The following is a 17,839-nucleotide window of genomic DNA, read 5'->3' on the forward strand; positions in this document are numbered from 1 at the left end:
GAAGTCTCTTAATGATCGTTGTGAGCGTCACGCGCGCGTGCCTCGCGCCACTCGGGGGCGAGGAGGGACCACACCTCGAGGTCGTGCCGTACGCCTCGATACGGATGGGCCTGCCGGCGCACCCCGTCCCGGGTCATGCCCAGCCGCCGCGCCACGTTCAGGCTCGGCTCGTTCCCCGAGGCGGCGACCCATTCGATCCGGTGGATGCCACGCTGCTCGACGGCGAAGTCGATGAGCACCCGCATGGCCCGGGTGACCAGTCCACGTCCGGCGCCGGCGGGTTCCAGCCAGCAGCCGACCTCGCAGTTGCCGCTCTCCGCGTCGAAGTTCAGGAAGAGCACCCCGCCCACGAGCTTCCCGTTCAGCCACAGACCGTGCAGGGAGCCGGTGTCGGCGGCGCGCAGGTCGGCGTACCTCTGGAGCTGTTCCCGAGCGGACGCCACGTCTGTGGTCTTCGATCCGAAGGGGATGAACTGCTGGATGAACTCTCTCCCCCGGTCCAGATGCGCCAGGAACTCCTCGGCGTGCCACGGCTCCAGGGGGCGCAGTTCGGCTCCGTCGTCACCCAGAGATATCGCGTACATCCCGCTGCTGCTCCTTCGCCAGTACGTCCGCCACCTCGGCATCCGTCGCAGCGGCCAGCCTCTCATGGGCGGCGCGGCACTCGGGCGGCTCGATGCTGATGCGCGGCAGCCGCTTGTCGAGCCGGCTGGGCAGCCACCAGTTGGCGCCGCCCAGCATGTGCATCAGGGCGGGCACCAGGAGCGTACGCAGGACGAAGGCGTCGAGGGCGACGGCGGAGGCGAGGGCGATGCCGAACATCGCGATGACGCGGTCGCCGCTGAGTACGAAGGCGAGGAAGACCGAGATCATGATGACGGCGGCGGAGTTGATCACACGGCTGGTCTCGGCGAGGCCGATCCGGACCGCGCGCCGGTTGTCCCCGGTCTCCAGCCACTCCTCGTACATCCGGCTCACCAGGAACACCTGGTAGTCCATGGAGAGTCCGAAGAGGACCGACACCATGATCACCGGCAGGAAGGGTTCGATCGGACCCGCGCGGCCGAGGCCGAGCAGTTCGCTGCCCCAGCCCCACTGGAAGATGGCGACGACGACTCCGAAGGCGGCCGCCACGGCGGCGATGTTCATCACGGCGGCCTTGATGGGGATGCCGATCGAGCGGAAGGCGAGCAGCAGCAGGATGCAGCCGAGCCCGATCACGACGCCCACGAAGAGCGGCAGTTTGCCGACGATGAGGTCCGCGAAGTCGTCGTAGCCGGCCGTCACACCACCTACGTGGACGTCGAGCGCGGTGTCCGCCTCCGCACGCGGCAGGACGTCGGTGCGCAGCCGGCCGACGAGAGCACTGGTCTTCTGGGACTGCGGGGCGGACTCCGGTACGACGGTGAGGTAGGCGGTGTCACCATCGGTGTTGTACGTCGCCGAGGTCACCGACGCGACGCCCTCGGTCGCCCGGAGCGTGGCGTCCAGATTGTCGAGGGCGAGTTTGTCCTCGGCGCCGCGGACCTTCGTGACGAGGGTGAGGGGCCCGTTCACGCCCGGTCCGAATCCCTCCCCGATCAGGTCGTACGCCTGTCGCGTGGTCGCCGACTTCGGGTCGTTGCCCTGGTCCGAGGTGCCCAGGTGGAGCGAGAGCGTGGGCAGGGCGAGCAGCGCCATGACGACGACGGCGACGGCGCCGAGCAGCTTGGGGTGCCGTTCCACGAAGACGGACCAGCGGGCGGCGAACCCGGTCGGGAGCTCCGGTTCGGGCCCGTGTTCGTAGAGCCTGCGCCGCTCGCGACGGCTCAACGCGCGTGGACCGATGAAGGAGAGCAGCGCCGGCAGCAAGGTCACGGAGGCCGCGACCGTGAGGACGACCGTCAAGGAGGCGGCGATCGCCACTCCGTTGAGGAAGCCGAGCCGCAGGATGAGCATGCCGAGCAGGGCGATGCAGACGGTGGCGCCCGCGAAGACGACGGCCCGGCCCGTGGTGACGACGGCGTTCCGCGCGGCCTCGGCGACCGGGAGCCCGCGTTTCAGACCCCGCCGGTGCCGGGTCACGATGAACAGCGCGTAGTCGATGCCGACGCCGAGCCCGATCAGCATGCCGAGCATGGGGGCGAAGTCGGCGACGGTCATGGCGTGTCCGAGGAGCACGATTCCGGCGTACGCGGTGCCGACGCCGACCAGGGCGGTGGCGATGGGCAGCAGGGAGGCGGCGAGCGAGCCGAAGGCGAGGAAGAGGACCACGGCGGCGACGACCACGCCGACGATCTCGGCGAGATGCCCGCCCGACGACTGGGTGAGCCCCATGGCACTGCCGCCGAGCTCGACTTGGAGCCCCTTGGTCTCGGCGGCCTTCGCCGTGTCGACGACGGCCCGGGCCTCGCGCTTGTCGATGTTCTCGACCTGGGCGCGGAAGGTGACGGTGGCGTAGGCCGTGCGTCCGTCGGCGCTGATCCGGCCCGCGCCCCCGCCCTCGTAGGGGCTGACGACGGAGGCCACGCCGGGCAGTCCCGCGATCCGGTCGAGGGTGCGGGTCATCGTCTGTTCGACGTCGGTGGAGCGCACGGTGCCCGGTGTGGTGCGCCAGACGACGGTGTCGCTGTCGCCGCCGAGGCCCGGGAAGCCGGTCCGCAGGAGCTGCGTGGCGCGGCCCGATTCGGTTCCGGGTGCTTCGTAGTCGTTCGAGTACGCGGAGCCCGTGAGAGACGCGGCGGCGGTGATGCCACCGAAGGCGACGAGCCAGAGCAGTACGGCAACGAGGCGGTGCTGGACACACCAACGCGCGAGGGTCCCCACGGACCAGCTCCCTGGATGATTTGAGGATCTTTATCGGGAACTGCCCGCAAAGAACGCATGACTTACACGCCATCACTCTTTCAGCCGGAAGTGATCGTTCGTCTCATTCGTGGGTCTGCTCACAAGAGTGCGACCCAACTCACAGGACATTCCCGTGAACTCTGTCTCCTCGCGAAGCGACGCTCAGTCGAACTGGTCACCCACCGCCATGATCATGACCCCGGCGACCATGAGCCACAGGGCCCGCCGGGTGCGCCCTCGGACCCCCAGCGCGGACGCGAGGGCGCAGACGGCGGCGCCCGAGGCGTAGGACACGGGTATGAGCGCGGTCGCGGAACCGGTGGAGCGCAGTGCCGACGCCGTGAGGCCGGCGAGGGTCAGCAGGGCCCCGGTTCCGGCCGCCGTCCAACGGGCCCGTCGCGCCTCCCGCGCCGGATCCTCGAAGTCGTGCGTCTCGGAGTCAGTGCTTCCACTCATGGCGCGGCAGCGTACCGCGCACACCTGTGCGGGTGTTGACGTGCCTGGGGGGATGCATCGGAACCGATGCATCCCCCCAGGGAGTAGGAAAACCTCGACCTCAGCCCTCGCTGACGCCCAGCTTCTCCAGGATGAGCTCCTTCACACGGGCCGCGTCGGCCTGGCCACGGGTGGCCTTCATGACCGCGCCGACCAGGGCACCGGCCGCGGCCACCTTGCCGCCGCGGATCTTCTCCGCGACGCCGGGGTTGCCGGCGATGGCCTCGTCGACGGCGGCGGTCAGCGCGCCCTCGTCCGAGACGACCTTCAGACCGCGCTTCTCGACGACCTCGTCCGGGGTGCCCTCGCCTGCGAGCACGCCCTCGATGACCTGGCGGGCGAGCTTGTCGTTCAGGTCTCCGGACGAGACGAGCTCCGTCACCCGCGCGACCTGCGCCGCAGTGATGGGAAGGTCCTCCAGGGCCTTGCCCGACTCGTTGGCGCTGCGGGCCAGTTCGCCCATCCACCACTTGCGGGCGGAGGCGGCGTCGGCTCCGGCCTCGATCGTGGCGACGATCGGGTCGATGGCACCGGCGTTGAGGATCGACTGCATGTCGTGCGCCGAGACACCCCACTCCTCGCGGAGGCGGTTGCGACGCGCGAGCGGCTGCTCCGGCAGACCCGCGCGCAGCTCCTCGACCCACTCGCGGGAGGGCGCCACCGGCACCAGGTCCGGCTCGGGGAAGTACCGGTAGTCCTCGGCCTCCTCCTTCACGCGGCCCGAGGTCGTGGACCCGGTGTCCTCGTGGAAGTGGCGGGTCTCCTGGATGATCGTGCCGCCGGAGCTCAGCACCGCGGCGTGGCGCTGGATCTCGTAGCGGGCCGCACGCTCCACGGAGCGCAGGGAGTTGACGTTCTTCGTCTCGGAGCGCGTGCCGAACTTCTCGGTGCCGTTCGGGCGCAGCGACAGGTTCACGTCGCAGCGCATCTGCCCCATCTCCATGCGGGCTTCCGACACACCGAGCGCCTTGATGAGCTCGCGCAGCTCGGCGACGTACGCCCTGGCGACCTCGGGGGCGCGCTCGCCCGCGCCCTCGATGGGCTTGGTGACGATCTCGATGAGCGGGATGCCCGCGCGGTTGTAGTCGAGCAGGGAGTGCGACGCGCCGTGGATGCGGCCGGTGGCACCGCCGACGTGCGTCGACTTACCGGTGTCCTCTTCCATGTGGGCGCGCTCGATCTCCACGCGGAAGACCTCGCCGTCCTCCATCTGGACGTCCAGATAGCCGTTGAAGGCGATCGGCTCGTCGTACTGCGAGGTCTGGAAGTTCTTCGGCATGTCCGGATAGAAGTAGTTCTTCCGGGCGAAGCGGCACCACTCGGCGATCTCGCAGTGCAGCGCGAGACCGATCTTGATGGCGGACTCGACGCCGGTCGCGTTGACGACCGGGAGCGAGCCGGGCATGCCGAGGCAGGTCGGGCAGGTCTGCGAGTTGGGCTCGGCGCCCAGCTCGGTCGAACAGCCGCAGAACATCTTGGTCCTGGTGCCGAGTTCGACATGGACTTCGAGGCCCATGACGGGGTCGTACGACGCCAGCGCGTCCTCGTACGACACCAGGTCGGTCGTGGTGGTCACGGTGAAAACTTCCCTCTCAGCCCAGCAGGACGTCGTCGTCGCCCAGGCGCTTGAGCTCCCGGTAGAGGATGGCGAGGCCGGTGACGATGGCGGCGGCGGACACGGCCGCGTCGATCAGGCGCAGCGTGTCGTGCTCGGAGCGGGCCTTCTTGGCCTGCTTGGCGACACTGACGGCACCGAACGCGGTGGTCGCGATGGACAGGTACGTACCGGACTTGGACTTCTTGAAGCCCTTGGCCTTGGACAGTGCCTTACTCACAACGACGGAGCCTCCTCGAGCAGCGGGTGCCCCCACTTTTCCACGAAGGCGGCCTCTACGGCGGCGCCGACCTTGTACAGGCGGTCGTCCTTCATCGCGGGGGCGATGATCTGCAGACCGACCGGGAGGTTGTCCTCCGGCGCGAGACCGCAGGGCAGCGACATGGCCGAGTTGCCCGCCAGGTTGGTGGGGATGGTGCACAGGTCCGCGAGGTACATCGCCATCGGGTCGTCGGCGCGCTCGCCGATCGGGAAGGCGGTGGTCGGCGTGGTCGGCGAGACGATGACGTCGACCTTCTCGAACGACTTCTCGAAGTCCTGCGTGATGAGCGTACGGACCTTCTGCGCGGAGCCGTAGTACGCGTCGTAGTAGCCGGAGCTGAGTGCGTACGTGCCGAGCATGATGCGGCGCTTGACCTCGGGACCGAAGCCGGCCTCGCGGGTGTGGGCGGTGACCTCCTCGGCGGAGTGGGTGCCGTCGTCGCCGACGCGCAGGCCGTAGCGCAGACCGTCGAAGCGGGCGAGGTTGCTCGAACACTCGGACGGGGCGATCAGGTAGTACGCCGACAGCGCGAGGTCGAAGGACGGGCAGTCCAGCTCGACGATCTCGGCGCCCAGCTCCTTGAGCACGGCGACGGCCTCGTCGAAACGCTGCACGACACCGGCCTGGTAGCCCTCGCCGCGGAACTGCTTGACGACGCCGACGCGCATGCCGGCGACGGAGCCGTTGCGCGCGGCCTCGACGACCGGCGGGACCGGGGCGTCGATGGAGGTGGAGTCGAGCGGGTCGTGCCCGGCGATCACCTCGTGCAGGAGCGCCGCGTCCAGGACCGTACGGGCGCACGGCCCGCCTTGGTCGAGGGAGCTGGAGAACGCCACCATGCCGTAACGGGAGACGGCCCCGTACGTCGGCTTGACACCGACCGTGCCGGTGACGGCCGCGGGCTGGCGGATGGAGCCGCCGGTGTCGGTGCCGATCGCGAGGGGCGACTGGAAGGAGGCGAGGGCGGCGGAGGAGCCACCGCCGGAGCCGCCGGGGATACGGGTGAGGTCCCAGGGGTTGCCCGTGGGCCCGTACGCGCTGTTCTCGGTGGAGGACCCCATGGCGAACTCGTCCATGTTGGTCTTGCCGAGGATGACGACGTCGGCGGCCTTCAGCTTCTTGGTGAGGGTCGCGTCGTACGGCGGAATCCAGCCCTCGAGGATCTTCGACCCGACGGTGGTCGGGATGCCCTCGGTGGTGAAGATGTCCTTGAGCGCGAGCGGCACACCGGCGAGCGGCCCGAGCTCCTCGCCCGCCTCACGCTTCGCGTCGACGGCGCGGGCCTGGGCGAGCGCCCCTTCCCGGTCGACGTGCAGGAAGGCGTGCACCTTCTCGTCGACGGCCTCGATACGGGCGAGGTGGGCCTCGGTGACCTCGACGGCGGTGAGCTCGCCTGCCGCGATCTTGGCAGCGATCTCCGCCGCCGTCAGCTTGATGATGTCCGTCATGTGATTAGTCCTCCCCCAGGATCTGCGGCACCTTGAAACGCTGCTGCTCCTGGGCCGGGGCGCCGGAGAGCGCCTGCTCGGGGGTGAGCGACGGACGGACCTCGTCCGCGCGCATGACGTTCGTCAGCGGCAGCGGATGAGAGGTCGGCGGTACGTCTTGGTCGGCGACCTCGCTGACGCGGGCGACCGCGCCGATGATGTCGTCGAGCTGGCCTGCGAAGTGGTCGAGCTCTTCGCCCTTCAGCTCCAGACGCGCCAGCCGTGCGAGGTGGGCGACCTCCTCGCGCGTGATGCCAGGCATGCAGCGATCCTCTGGGGTGAGTGAGTGTGGTTTGGGCCCAATCCTATGGCGCCGGTACGGATGCCCGCGCACGGGTTTCTTCCGGGGCTCGCCCACGCGCTCACCGCCCGTGACTCTTACCCGACAAGTGGACGTCACCTCCGGGCGCGACGCAGGGACGCTGCGCACCTACCGGAGCTGGTCCGTGGTGACAGTTCCGGGCGGTGCGTGGGCGGGAGAACCGGGCGAATCCCCCACGTACCCGCTTTCGACAGAGGCCCCTGGAACCTACTCCGCGGCAGGCAGCGCGGCCCGCGGCCGCTGCCACCCCCGCGACCCCCGGGCGCGAAGCCACGCCGTGGTCTCCTCGGCAGGCATCGCGGCGGCGACCAGCCACCCCTGCACCGCGTCACAGCCGAGGTCCCGCAACCGCTCCCACGTCTCGTCGTCCTCGACACCCTCGGCGACGACGAGCAGCCCGAGCGAGTGCGCGAGGTCGACCGTGCAGCGCACGATCTCCGCGTCCTCCGTGTCCACGGCGAGCCGTGCGACGAACGAGCGGTCGATCTTCAGTTCACTGACCGGCAGCCGGCGCAGATGAACGAGCGAGGAGTACCCCGTACCGAAGTCGTCCAGCGACATCTTCACCCCGTGCCCGGTCAGCCCGGCCAGGGTGTCCGCGGCCCGCTGCGGGTCCTCCAGGAGTACGTGCTCCGTTATCTCCAGCTGCAACGCCCCCGCGGGAACCCCGTGCCGGGCGAGCCGCGCGGCGACCGCGCCGGCGAACCCGGGGGTGTGCACATCGCGCGGCGACACGTTCACCGCGACCGGCACGTACAGGCCCTGCGCCCGCCAGCGCGCGACCTGTCCGAGCGCCGTCTCCAGCACGTACTCGGTGAGGTGGGGCATCAGCCCGGACGACTCGGCGATGGCGATGAACTCGTCCGGCGGCACCTTGCCGCGCTCGGGATGCACCCAGCGGACCAGCGCCTCGAGGCCGGCCACCTGTCCGTCGAAGCGGACCTTCGGCTGGTAGTGCAGTTCGACGTCCCCGGCGTCGAGGGCCCGGCGCAGATCACCGAGCAGACCGAGCCGGTCGGGGGTGTTCGAGTCCCGCTTGGACTCGTACACCTCCACCCCCGTACGGTCCCGCTTCGCCTGATACATCGCCACGTCCGCCCGCCGCAGCAGCCCCTCCGCGTCCAGCGCGTGGTCGGGGAAGACGGCGAGCCCGGCGCTGGCCTCCAGGACGAGGGTGAGCCCGTCCAGGTCGAGCGGCGAGCCGAGCGCGGCGACGAGGCTGCGGGCGACCCGGGTGGCCGACGTGGTGGAGTCGGCGACCGGCAGTAAGACGGCGAACTCGTCCCCGCCGAGCCGCGCGGCCTCCGCCCCGCGCGGCAGCGCCAGCCGCAGCCGGTCGGCTATTTGGAGGAGCAGTCGGTCGCCGGCGAGATGCCCCAGCGTGTCATTCACCGAACGGAAACGGTCGAGGTCGATCAGCATCAGCGCGGAACGCGCACCGATGCGCTCGGCATCATCCAGGGCCGTCCAGGTGCGTTCGAGCAGCCACTGCCGGTTCGGCAGCCCGGTCAGCGGGTCGCGCAGCTGCTCCTCCGCCCGGGCGCGGGCGATCCACAGCGTGGAGTCGAGGGCGATCAGGGGTATCGAGAACAGCGGCAGCAGAATCGGCAGCGCGATGGCGACCACGCAGAGCAGCGGCGCGATCCCGAGCAGCGCGACCGCGAGCAGCCCCTGTCTGACCAGCGCCGTACGGGCGACGGTGGGCAGACCGCCGGTGCGCGGCGCGTGCAGGTACCAGAGCAGGGCGCGGGTCACCGCGAGATACGCGGCCGCGACCAGCGCCACCTCGGGAGCGGCGGCGAACGTCCAGGTCTCCGGATTCCAGGGCGTCTCGACGGACGGGAACCGCCCGCACGCGGCCAGGACCAGCGCTCCGGCGCCGATGCCGAGGATGTCGACCGCGCCGTGCAGCACGCCTTGGCGCCAGCGGTTGCGGCGCGCGATGCCGACCAGGACGACGACGGTCAGGCTGACCATTCCCGCGGGAACCCAGCCGTACAGCAGCAGGACCGCGAGCGTGAGCGCCGCGCCGGAGCCGGTGCCGCCCCACCAGCGGGCCCTGCCGAGGGCGACCAGATGGCCGACGATGATGCCGGTCAGCACGGCCAGCGACCAGCCGACGGTGCCCGACGGGAAGAGCGCGTGGTCGCCGCTGAACGCCCGGTAGAAGCCGGCGCCCAGGACGAACCCGGCCGCCGCGACGACCGCCGCGGGCAGCGCCGGCCAGGACACGTGCCGTTCGGGATCGTGGCCGGGCATGAGGGCGCCGCGCTCGGCAGTGAGCCTGCCGACGCCGGGAGCGGTGGGTGCCGTGAGGGACGCGGAGCCCGGCCCGTCCGTGCCGGCGTGCTCCGAGGGTCGCCCTGTCCGAAGGCCGGCCATCCATGCGCCGGTCATCCGGCGCAGGCGCAGCCGTGAGTCGGGGGCGGCGCTCTCGGTCGGTTCCATTCCCGTCCCTCTCACAGCCGGCGGTGCCCACGCCACGCGGTCCGTTGACGGCGACAACTGCCAACGGCGCCGCGTCTGAAAACCCTTCCCCTGGCTCTCGAAGAGCAGGGGATGCCCCAACCGCAGATGGGCACGGCAGGCGCACACCTCAACAGTAGGCCGCAGAAGGCTTCCACGGGCAGCGGTCGTCGACGGTTGCCCGAATGCGACCCGGCCACCCGTATGCATCTGATATGCGCCGAACGGGTGGCCTTCAACCGCTACTCCTCGATCGGAAGCGCGACTTCCGCCGCTGCGTCCGGCCCTTGTTCGAGCAGGACGGCGAAGCCTTCCTCGTTCAGAACCGGAACCTTCAACTGCATCGCCTTGTCGTACTTCGAACCCGGGTTGTCGCCCACCACGACGAACGAGGTCTTCTTTGAGACAGAACCGGTCACTTTCGCTCCCCGGCTCTGCAGAGCCTCTTTCGCGCCGTCCCGCGTGTGGTGTTCGAGTGTGCCGGTGACGACGACGGTGAGCCCTTCGAGCGGGCGCGGCCCCTCGTCCTCGCCGACGCCTTCTTCCTCCATCCGCACCCCGGCGGCCCGCCACTTGCGGAGGATCTCGCGGTGCCAGTCCTCGGCGAACCATTCCTTGAGCGAGGCCGCGATGATCGGTCCCACGCCCTCGGTGGTGGCGAGCTCCTCCTCGGTGGCCTGCTCGATCCGGTCGATGGAGCGGAACTCGCGCGCCAGCGCCTCGGCCGCGACCGGCCCGACATGACGGATCGACAGACCCGTGAGGACGCGGGCGAGCGGACGGTCCTTGGCGGCCGCGATGTTGTCCAGCATCGCGATCGCGTTCTTCTTGGGCTCGCCCTGCTGGTTGGCGAAGACCGTGGCGATCTTCTCCTCGCCGGTCTTCGGGTCGCGCTTGGGCAGACCGCTGTCCTGGTCGAGGACATATGCCTTGATGGGCAGCAGCCGCTCGATGGTGAGGTCGAAGAGGTCGCCCTCGTCCACCAGCGGCGGCTCGGCAGGCTCCAGGGGCTTGGTGAGGGCCGCCGCGGCGACGTACCCGAAGTGCTCGATGTCCAGCGCCTTGCGGCCCGCGAGGTAGAAGAGCCGCTCGCGCAACTGGGCCGGGCACGAGCGCGCGTTCGGGCAGCGCAGGTCGACGTCGGCCTCCTTCATGGGCCGCAGTGCCGTACCGCACTCGGGGCACTCGGCCGGCATCACGAACTCCTGCTCGCTGCCGTCGCGCAGGTCGACGACCGGACCGAGGATCTCCGGGATGACGTCACCGGCCTTGCGCAGCACGACCGTGTCGCCGATGAGGACACCCTTGGCCTTCACCACGTCCTGGTTGTGCAGGGTGGCGAATTCGACCTCGGAGCCCGCGACCGTGACAGGTTCGACCTGTGCGTACGGCGTGACCCGGCCCGTACGCCCCACGCCGACGCGGATGTTGATCAGCTTGGTGTTGACCTCCTCGGGCGCGTACTTCCAGGCGATCGCCCAGCGCGGCGCGCGCGAGGTGGAGCCGAGCCGTCCCTGGAGCGGGATCTCGTCGAGCTTGACGACCACGCCGTCGATCTCGTGCTCCACGGAGTGGCGGTTCTCCCCGTAGTACGCGATGAACTCCCGTACGCCGCCCAGGTCGTCGACCACCTTGGCGTACCGGGTGGTCGGCAAGCCCCAGGAGCGCAGCAACTCGTACGCCTCGGAGAGACGGGTGAGGCCCTCGAAGCCTTCCAGGGCTCCGATGCCGTGGACGACCATGTGCAGCGGGCGGGTCGCGGTGACGCGCGGGTCCTTCTGGCGCAGGGAACCCGCCGCCGCGTTGCGCGGGTTGGCGAAGGGCTTGTCGCCGGCCTCCACCAGGCGGGCGTTGAGCTCCTCGAACTTCTCCATCGGGAAGTAGACCTCGCCGCGGATCTCCACGAGGTCCGGGACACGGTCGCCCTTCAGGCGGTCCGGAATCTCCGCGATCGTACGGACATTGGGGGTGATGTCCTCGCCCGTGCGGCCGTCGCCGCGGGTCGCCGCGCGGGTGAGGCGGCCGTGCTCGTAGGTGAGGTTGACCGCGAGGCCGTCGACCTTCAGCTCGCACAGGAAGTGGTGGTCGGAGGTGCCCACTTCCTTGGCGACGCGCTCGGCCCAGGCGGCCAGCTCCAGGTCACTGAAGGCGTTGTCGAGGGAGAGCATGCGCGAGCGGTGCTGGACGGCCGTGAACTCCGTCGCGTACGCCCCCGCGACCTTCTGGGTCGGCGAGTCGGGAGTGCGCAGCTCGGGGTACTCCTCCTCCAGCGCCTCCAGGGCACGCAGGAGCTTGTCGAACTCCGCGTCACTGATGACCGGGGCGTCCTTCACGTAGTACCGGAAGCGGTGCTCCTCGATCTGCTCAGCGAGCTGCGCGTGCTTCTCCCGTGCCTCGGCGGGCACCGTCGTCTCCGCTTGCTTGTCGCCGGCCACCGTGTTGTCCTCCCGTTACTCTGGGTTGTCCGCGAGGGATCTCGCCGCCCGGACGCAGTGGGCGAGTGCCTTGCGTGCGAAGTCGGGGGAAGCCCCCGCGAGCCCGCACGACGGAGTGACCGTGACCGCCTCCGCGAGAAGTCCCGGGTGCAGCCCCAGCCTGCGCCACAGCGTCCTGACACCCATGACGCTACCGGCAGGGTCTGACAACGGGCCGTCCACGCCGGGGACGACACCGGCGAAGAGCCGCGTACCGCCTTCCACGGCCTCACCGATCGCGTCGTCGTCACGCTCGGTGAGGAGTGAGAAGTCGAAGGAGATCGCCGCCGCGCCCGCCCGGCGCAGGAGGGCGAACGGCACGTCCGGTGCGCATGAGTGGACCACGACCGGGCCTTCACCGTGAACCCCGACGACGTCGCGGAGCGTGGACTCGACGAGTTGCCGGTCGACGGCGCGGTGCGTGCGGTAGCCGCTGGCGGATTTGACCTGCCCGCGCAGTACGGCGATGAGGGACGGCTCGTCGAGCTGGAGGACGACCTGGGCGCCGGGCACGCGCCGGCGCACTTCGTCGAGATGCAGGCGCAGTCCCTCGGCGAGCGACCCGGCGAGGTCCCGGCACGCACCGGCGTCGGAGAGGGCCACCTCGCCGTTCCTCAACTCCAGCGCGGCGGCGAGCGTCCACGGACCGACGGCCTGCACCTTCAGCGGTCCCTCGTACCCCTGCGTGAACTCCTCCAGCGCGTCCAGGTCCTCCCCCAGCCACGACCTGGCCCGCTTGGTGTCCCGCCCGGGCCGGTCCCCGATCCGCCAGCCGCTGGGCTCCACGCGCGCGTACAGCTCGACCAGCATCCCGGCGGTCCGCCCGATCATGTCCGCGCCGGGCCCGCGGGCGGGCAGCTCGGGCAGATACGGGAAGTCCTCGAAGGACCCCGTGACCGTCTTGGCGGCCTCCCGGGCATCCCCACCCGGCATGGAGCCGACCCCGGTAGCCGGACCGAACCTGAACTCGCTGTTTTCGCTCACCCCGGAAGCGTACGTAACCCTCCGGGGGGCGGTCCCAACGACCGCCCCGCGTGACGTTCCAGGAAGACGAGCAGTCGCTCGGGATCGGCGACCTCGAGGTTATTGCCGAAGCGGCCGCGCTCCCAGGCGATGTCGGTGCGGCCGTGGTAGCTCCCGCTCGCGATGAACTCCCCGTCGGCGTCGAGCAGGGCCACGGTCAGGCTGCCGTGGCAGCGGCAGATGTCGTTCAGGAAGTCGCCGGTCGTGGTGAGGGCCCGTAGTTCCGCGAGACCGTCCCGGTCGAAGACCTCACCCAGGACCGGGCGCTCGGCGAGCGGGCCGCCGTCGTCCCCGTGCTACAGGATCAACGCGGCCTCGGTGCGCCCCCAGACCTCCTCCAGCCACGCGCGGATCTCGTCACCGCCCGTGCCTTCGTCCATCCACCACGGCGTCACCGCCCCGGTCGCACCGTCAGGTCGTTGACCTCCGCGTCGCGCGGCAGGTCGATGGCCATCAGGATCGTGGTCGCCACGGACTCCGGGTCGATCCACTTCGAGGCGTCGTACGGCTTGCCCTCCTGCTGGTGGACCTTGGCCTGCATGGGGCTTGCCGTGCGGCCCGGGTAGACGGAGGTGACGCGGACGCCGTTCGCGTGTTCCTCGTGGCGGAGGGAGTCCGCCAGGGCCTTCAGGCCGTGCTTGGAGGCGGCGTACGCGGACCAGTCGGCGTGGGCGCTGAGGCCGGCACCGGAGTTGACGAAGATCACGTGCCCCTGGGCGACGCGGAGTTGGGGCAGGAAGTGGCGGGTCAGCTCGGCGGGGGCGATCAGATTGACGTTGAGCTGGTGGCGCCAGGCCTTCGGGGTCAGCTCGCCGACCGGGCCCAGGTCGACGACGCCCGCGATGTGCAGAAGGGAGTCGACGCGGTCGGGGAGGGTCTGGTGCGAGAACGCCCAGGAGAGCCTGTCCGGGTCCGCCAGGTCGCCCACCAGGGTCTTCGCCCCGGGGAACTCGGCCGCCAGCTCCTTCGCGCGGCCGGCGTCGCGCGCGTGCAGCACGAGTTCGTCCCCGCGCGCGTGAAGGCGGCGGGCGAGAGCCGCGCCGATGCCGGAACCCGCCCCGGTGATCACATGTGTAGCCATGCCCGCCATGCTCGCATCACTGGGTGCCGTGACTCTCCTCCAGGTAGGCCAGCGCGCCCACCGGCTCCTCGGCGAAGAAGACCAGGTCGGTGAGGGGCCTGGGCAGAAAACCCTCGTCCTCCATGCGCCGGAACTGCGCCTTCAGGCCGTCGTAGAAGCCCGCCGTGTTGAGCAGGACGACCGGCTTCTCCGTCTTCCCGTGCTTCTTCAGCTCCAGGATCTCGGTCGCCTCGTCCAGCGTCCCGGTGCCGCCCACCATGATCACGACGGCATCGGCCTTCTCCAGGAGCAGCGCCTTGCGCTCGGCGAGGTCACGCGCGATGACCATCTCGTCGGCGCCCTTGCGGGCCTTGGCCGCCAGGAAGTCCACCGAGACGCCCAGCAGCCGCCCGCCCGCCTCCTGCACACCGTCGGCGACCACCTTCATCAGACCGATGTCCGAACCGCCCCACACCAGCGTGTGGCCCCCCTTGCCGAGGAGTTCGGCGAAGTCGCGGGCGGGGCCTGTGTAACGGTCGTCGAGGTCGGCGGCGGAAAGGAAGACGCAGATATTCATGCACCTACCGTACGGGGGAAGAACTCCGGTCCCGCCGGTGCTGTCCAGGTATGGCTGATGGACACACGATCACGATCGAGCAGGGCTCGGAGCACGTCCGCGTGGTGCACGACGGGCAGGTCCTCGCCGAGAGCCGCCGCCCTCTGCTGCTGCGTGAGACGGGCCTTCCCGTGCGGTACTACCTGCCGCCCGAGGACGTCCGACTCGACCTGCTGACACCCTCGGACACCCACACGTACTGCCCGTTCAAGGGAACGGCCTCCTACTGGTCGCTGCCGGACGCGCAGGACCTGGTCTGGTACTACCCCGAGCCCAAGCCGGATGTCGCGCAGATCAAGGACCACCTCTGCTTCTACGAAGTAGAAGTGGGCTGAGCGACGATTCCCGACCGATGAGTTCCGGCGCGCGCGGCAGTCTTCACCGTCATGGACAAGAAGACCATCTCGCGCGACGGAACCCCCATCGCGTACGAACGTCACGGTGACGGCCCGGCGGTCGTCCTGGTCGGCGGTGCCATGTGCACGGGCGCCACACTGGCGCCCCTGGCGGCGGCCCTGTCCGACCGCTTCGGCGCCGTCACGTACGACCGGCGGGGGCGCGGCGACAGCGGCGACACCGCCCCCTTCGCGGTGGCCCGTGAGGTCGAGGACATCGCGGCCCTGATCGAGGCGTCCGGCGGCAGCGCGGTGCTCTACGGCATCTCGTCGGGCGGCGCACTGGCTCTTCGGGCGGCGGCGAGCGGACTGCCCGTGAGCAAAGTCGCCGTCTACGAAACGCCGTTCGCCGTCTCCGAGGGCGGTGGCAAGGAGCGCCGGGAGTACACACAGCGGCTGACCGAGCTCCTCGGCGAGGACCGGCGCGGGGATGCCGTCGAGCTCTTCATGGCGCTCGTCGGCACTCCCCCGGAGATGATCGCGGGGGCCCGCCGGTCCCCGGCCTGGCCGCACATGGAGGCGATCGCACCCACGCTGGCGTACGACAACGCGGCGATGGGCGACGGCCTGGTGCCCCGGGACCTGCTGACCTCGGTCACCGTGCCGGTGCTCTCCGTCGCCGGTGGCGCGAGCCCCGAGTGGCTGCGTGAGGCGGCCCGTGCCGTCGCGGACATGGTGCCCGAGGGGTCGTACCGCACGCTGGACGGCCAGACCCACATGGTGGACCCTCAGGCCCTCGCGCCGCTCCTGACGGAGTTCTTCGTCGAGGCCACCCGGCACAGGAGGCCGACGAAGCCGGCGGAACAGGCCGGAGAGGCCGGCTAGACGGCCGCCTTCGCGCGCGTGGTCGTCGCGATCGTCGCCGAGCCGACCACACGCGTGCCGTCGTACAGGACGATCGCCTGGCCGGGGGCGACCCCGCGGACCGGCTCCGTGAAGGTCACCTCGAGGGAGCCGTCGACCAGCTCCGCCGTCACCGTCGTCTCGCCGCCGTGCGCGCGGAGCTGGGCGGTGTAGGTGCCGGGTCCCGTCGGGGCGGCGCCGCACCAGCGGGGCTTGATGGCCGTCAGGGCCTCGACGTCGAGCGCGGCGACCGGGCCGACTGTCACCTTGTTGTCGACCGGCGAGATGTCCAGGACGTAGCGCGGCTTGCCGTCGGCGGCCGGGGTGCCGATGCGCAGCCCCTTGCGCTGGCCGATCGTGAAGCCGTACGCGCCCTCGTGGCTGCCGATGACCGCCCCGGACTCGTCGACGATGTCGCCCTCGGACTTGCCGAGCCGGCCCGCCAGGAAGCCCTGGGTGTCGCCGTCGGCGATGAAGCAGATGTCGTGCGAGTCGGGCTTCTTGGCGACGGCGAGGCCGCGGCGCTCGGCCTCGGCGCGGATCTCGTCCTTGGTGGTGACCGTGTCGCCGAGCGGGAACAGCGCGTGGGCCAGCTGACGGTCGTCGAGGACCCCGAGGACGTACGACTGGTCCTTGGCCATGTCGGAGGCGCGGTGCAGTTCGCGCGTGCCGTCCTCGCGGACGATCACCTGCGCGTAGTGGCCGGTACAGACCGCGTCGAAGCCGAGCGCGAGCGCCTTGTCGAGCAGGGCGGCGAACTTGATCTTCTCGTTGCAGCGCAGGCACGGGTTCGGGGTGCGCCCCGCCTCGTACTCGGCGATGAAGTCCTCGACCACGTCCTCGCGAAAGCGCTCGGCGAGGTCCCAGACGTAGAAGGGGATGCCGATGACGTCCGCCGCGCGGCGGGCGTCGCGCGAGTCCTCGATGGTGCAACAGCCGCGCGCGCCGGTCCGGAACGACTGCGGGTTGGCGGAGAGCGCGAGGTGTACGCCCGTCACGTCGTGGCCTGCTTCCGCCGCGCGGGCGGCGGCTACGGCGGAGTCCACTCCACCCGACATGGCGGCGAGGACGCGGAGGGGGCGCTGCGAGGTCTCAGTCATAACCCCTCCAGAGTACGGGGCCGTGGGAACTGGAGCCCGCGAGTATCCGTTGACGATCGCATGGGGGAGAAAAAGGGCGGGGACAGCGACCGGCGCATCGGACGCCGGGCGCTGCTCATCGGCGGTGCGGCGGCCGCCGTGGGCACGGCCGCGCTGGCGCGGGACGAGCTCGGGCACCTGTGGTGGCGGCTGCCCGGCGTGGAGAAGCCGCGGGTGGCGGGGGCGGTGGACTTCCGTGGCGCCCAGTGGGTGGCGGCGTCGTCGGCGAACTGGCGGCGCGCGGACCGGCCCGACGACTACGCGATAGACCGGGTGATCATCCATGTCACCCAAGGCGGCTTCAAGAGCGCGGTGAAGGTCTTCCAGGACCCGGGGCACCGCGCCGCCGCCCACTACATCGTCCGCAAGGACGGCCACATCACGCAGATGATCCGCGAGCTGGACGTGGCGTTCCACGCAGGCAACCGGGAGTACAACGAGCGGAGTGTGGGCATCGAGCACGAGGGGTTCGTGGAGCGGGCCTCGTCGTTCACGGACGCGATGTACGCGGCCTCCGCGCGGCTCACCGCCGGGATATGCAGGCGCTACGGCATCCCCGTCGACCGGAAGCACATCATCGGGCACGTGGAGGTCCCGGGCACGGACCACACCGATCCCGGGCCGTACTGGGACTGGGACCGGTACATACGGCTCGTTCGTGAAGCACATACGGCGAAGGCCTGACCCTCGCGCCGGATGGCCCTGGCGCGAGGCCCGGCCCCCGCGCCAGGGCCTGTCTTTCGGATCACGCCTGGGCCGCGGGGCTCGGCACGCGCATCTGCCGCGTTGTCGTCACTCGCCGGCTCCCCCACGCTG

General features: G+C 70.5%; 17 protein-coding genes. 3 read left to right on the forward strand and 14 right to left on the reverse strand.

What is annotated here, in order from left to right; all coding sequences use genetic code 11:
- Positions 1-8 precede the first annotated feature (8 nt).
- The 13 genes from ACIBK0_RS19605 to ACIBK0_RS19665 all read right to left on the reverse strand — a co-directional run bounded on the left by ACIBK0_RS19605 (position 9) and on the right by ACIBK0_RS19665 (position 14,607).
- Entirely contained in the window at positions 9-584 is a 576-nt protein-coding gene (locus ACIBK0_RS19605) for a GNAT family N-acetyltransferase (protein WP_399081274.1), read from the reverse strand.
- Positions 562-2,805 (reverse strand): MMPL family transporter, encoded by a 2,244-nt coding sequence (locus ACIBK0_RS19610; RefSeq protein WP_399081276.1) that lies wholly within the window; start codon positions 2,803-2,805, stop codon positions 562-564. The genes ACIBK0_RS19605 and ACIBK0_RS19610 overlap by 23 nt, the downstream gene beginning before the upstream one ends.
- Positions 2,806-2,988: 183 nt before the next feature.
- Positions 2,989-3,282 carry a hypothetical protein gene (locus ACIBK0_RS19615; protein ID WP_399081278.1) on the reverse strand — a complete coding sequence of 98 codons (294 nt, stop codon included), beginning with the start codon at positions 3,280-3,282 and terminating at the stop codon, positions 2,989-2,991.
- Positions 3,283-3,382: 100 nt separating this feature from the next.
- Positions 3,383-4,897, reverse strand: coding sequence for an Asp-tRNA(Asn)/Glu-tRNA(Gln) amidotransferase subunit GatB (gene gatB / locus ACIBK0_RS19620; protein WP_399081280.1), 1,515 nt, complete (start codon positions 4,895-4,897; stop codon positions 3,383-3,385).
- 16 nt (positions 4,898-4,913) lie between these two features.
- On the reverse strand, positions 4,914-5,156 hold the full coding sequence (locus ACIBK0_RS19625) for a hypothetical protein (RefSeq protein ID WP_189188880.1): 243 nt from the start codon (positions 5,154-5,156) through the stop codon (positions 4,914-4,916).
- Positions 5,153-6,646, reverse strand: a complete 1,494-nt coding sequence (gene gatA, locus ACIBK0_RS19630; protein ID WP_399081283.1) for an Asp-tRNA(Asn)/Glu-tRNA(Gln) amidotransferase subunit GatA — start codon at positions 6,644-6,646, stop codon at positions 5,153-5,155. Before gatA ends, ACIBK0_RS19625 begins: the two co-directional genes overlap by 4 nt.
- 4 nt (positions 6,647-6,650) lie before the next feature.
- Positions 6,651-6,947, reverse strand: a complete 297-nt coding sequence (gatC, locus tag ACIBK0_RS19635; protein WP_015036350.1) for an Asp-tRNA(Asn)/Glu-tRNA(Gln) amidotransferase subunit GatC — start codon at positions 6,945-6,947, stop codon at positions 6,651-6,653.
- 267 nt (positions 6,948-7,214) lie between these two features.
- Entirely contained in the window at positions 7,215-9,455 is a 2,241-nt protein-coding gene (locus ACIBK0_RS19640; RefSeq protein WP_399081285.1) for a putative bifunctional diguanylate cyclase/phosphodiesterase, read from the reverse strand.
- Positions 9,456-9,715: 260 nt separating this feature from the next.
- Positions 9,716-11,908 carry an NAD-dependent DNA ligase LigA gene (ligA, locus tag ACIBK0_RS19645; protein ID WP_399081287.1) on the reverse strand — a complete coding sequence of 731 codons (2,193 nt, stop codon included), beginning with the start codon at positions 11,906-11,908 and terminating at the stop codon, positions 9,716-9,718.
- Positions 11,909-11,923: 15 nt separating this feature from the next.
- Positions 11,924-12,931 (reverse strand): methionine synthase, encoded by a 1,008-nt coding sequence (locus ACIBK0_RS19650; protein ID WP_399081289.1) that lies wholly within the window; start codon positions 12,929-12,931, stop codon positions 11,924-11,926.
- Positions 12,928-13,125, reverse strand: a complete 198-nt coding sequence (locus tag ACIBK0_RS19655) for a hypothetical protein (protein WP_399081291.1) — start codon at positions 13,123-13,125, stop codon at positions 12,928-12,930. Before ACIBK0_RS19655 ends, ACIBK0_RS19650 begins: the two co-directional genes overlap by 4 nt.
- Positions 13,126-13,361: 236 nt before the next feature.
- Positions 13,362-14,060, reverse strand: coding sequence for an SDR family oxidoreductase (locus ACIBK0_RS19660; protein WP_399081293.1), 699 nt, complete (start codon positions 14,058-14,060; stop codon positions 13,362-13,364).
- A 7-nt stretch (positions 14,061-14,067) separates the two neighbouring features.
- Entirely contained in the window at positions 14,068-14,607 is a 540-nt protein-coding gene (locus tag ACIBK0_RS19665) for a TIGR00730 family Rossman fold protein (RefSeq protein WP_399081295.1), read from the reverse strand.
- 50 nt (positions 14,608-14,657) lie between these two features.
- Here ACIBK0_RS19665 and ACIBK0_RS19670 point away from each other — a divergent pair, with 50 nt between their 5' ends.
- Positions 14,658-14,981, forward strand: a complete 324-nt coding sequence (locus ACIBK0_RS19670) for a DUF427 domain-containing protein (protein ID WP_399081297.1) — start codon at positions 14,658-14,660, stop codon at positions 14,979-14,981.
- 51 nt (positions 14,982-15,032) lie between these two features.
- Positions 15,033-15,866 carry an alpha/beta fold hydrolase gene (locus ACIBK0_RS19675; protein ID WP_399081299.1) on the forward strand — a complete coding sequence of 278 codons (834 nt, stop codon included), beginning with the start codon at positions 15,033-15,035 and terminating at the stop codon, positions 15,864-15,866.
- Here the strand turns inward: ACIBK0_RS19675 and mnmA are convergent.
- Positions 15,863-16,984 (reverse strand): tRNA 2-thiouridine(34) synthase MnmA, encoded by a 1,122-nt coding sequence (gene mnmA, locus ACIBK0_RS19680; RefSeq protein ID WP_399081301.1) that lies wholly within the window; start codon positions 16,982-16,984, stop codon positions 15,863-15,865. The two genes, ACIBK0_RS19675 and mnmA, sit on opposite strands and share 4 nt — an antisense overlap.
- 60 nt (positions 16,985-17,044) lie before the next feature.
- On the opposite strand from mnmA, the gene ACIBK0_RS19685 reads away from it, so the two are divergent.
- A complete protein-coding gene (locus ACIBK0_RS19685) occupies positions 17,045-17,707 on the forward strand; it encodes an N-acetylmuramoyl-L-alanine amidase (RefSeq protein ID WP_399081303.1) in 663 nt (220 codons plus the stop codon).
- Positions 17,708-17,839 lie beyond the last annotated feature (132 nt).

Origin of the sequence: Streptomyces sp. NPDC050564, from assembly GCF_044457265.1 — a bacterium.
Lineage (GTDB): Bacteria > Actinomycetota > Actinomycetes > Streptomycetales > Streptomycetaceae > Streptomyces.

Coding starts and splice junctions, on each gene's coding strand:
- ACIBK0_RS19665 (WP_399081295.1), bottom strand. CDS start 14,607: ATGAATATCTGCGTCTTCCTTTCCGCCGCCGACCTCGACGACCGTTAC.
- ACIBK0_RS19685 (WP_399081303.1), top strand. CDS start 17,045: ATGGGGGAGAAAAAGGGCGGGGACAGCGACCGGCGCATCGGACGCCGG.
- ACIBK0_RS19640 (WP_399081285.1), bottom strand. CDS start 9,455: ATGGAACCGACCGAGAGCGCCGCCCCCGACTCACGGCTGCGCCTGCGC.
- ACIBK0_RS19660 (WP_399081293.1), bottom strand. CDS start 14,060: ATGGCGGGCATGGCTACACATGTGATCACCGGGGCGGGTTCCGGCATC.
- gatC (WP_015036350.1), bottom strand. CDS start 6,947: ATGCCTGGCATCACGCGCGAGGAGGTCGCCCACCTCGCACGGCTGGCG.
- ACIBK0_RS19675 (WP_399081299.1), top strand. CDS start 15,033: ATGGACAAGAAGACCATCTCGCGCGACGGAACCCCCATCGCGTACGAA.
- ACIBK0_RS19605 (WP_399081274.1), bottom strand. CDS start 584: ATGTACGCGATATCTCTGGGTGACGACGGAGCCGAACTGCGCCCCCTG.
- ACIBK0_RS19615 (WP_399081278.1), bottom strand. CDS start 3,282: ATGAGTGGAAGCACTGACTCCGAGACGCACGACTTCGAGGATCCGGCG.
- ACIBK0_RS19670 (WP_399081297.1), top strand. CDS start 14,658: ATGGCTGATGGACACACGATCACGATCGAGCAGGGCTCGGAGCACGTC.
- gatA (WP_399081283.1), bottom strand. CDS start 6,646: ATGACGGACATCATCAAGCTGACGGCGGCGGAGATCGCTGCCAAGATC.
- mnmA (WP_399081301.1), bottom strand. CDS start 16,984: ATGACTGAGACCTCGCAGCGCCCCCTCCGCGTCCTCGCCGCCATGTCG.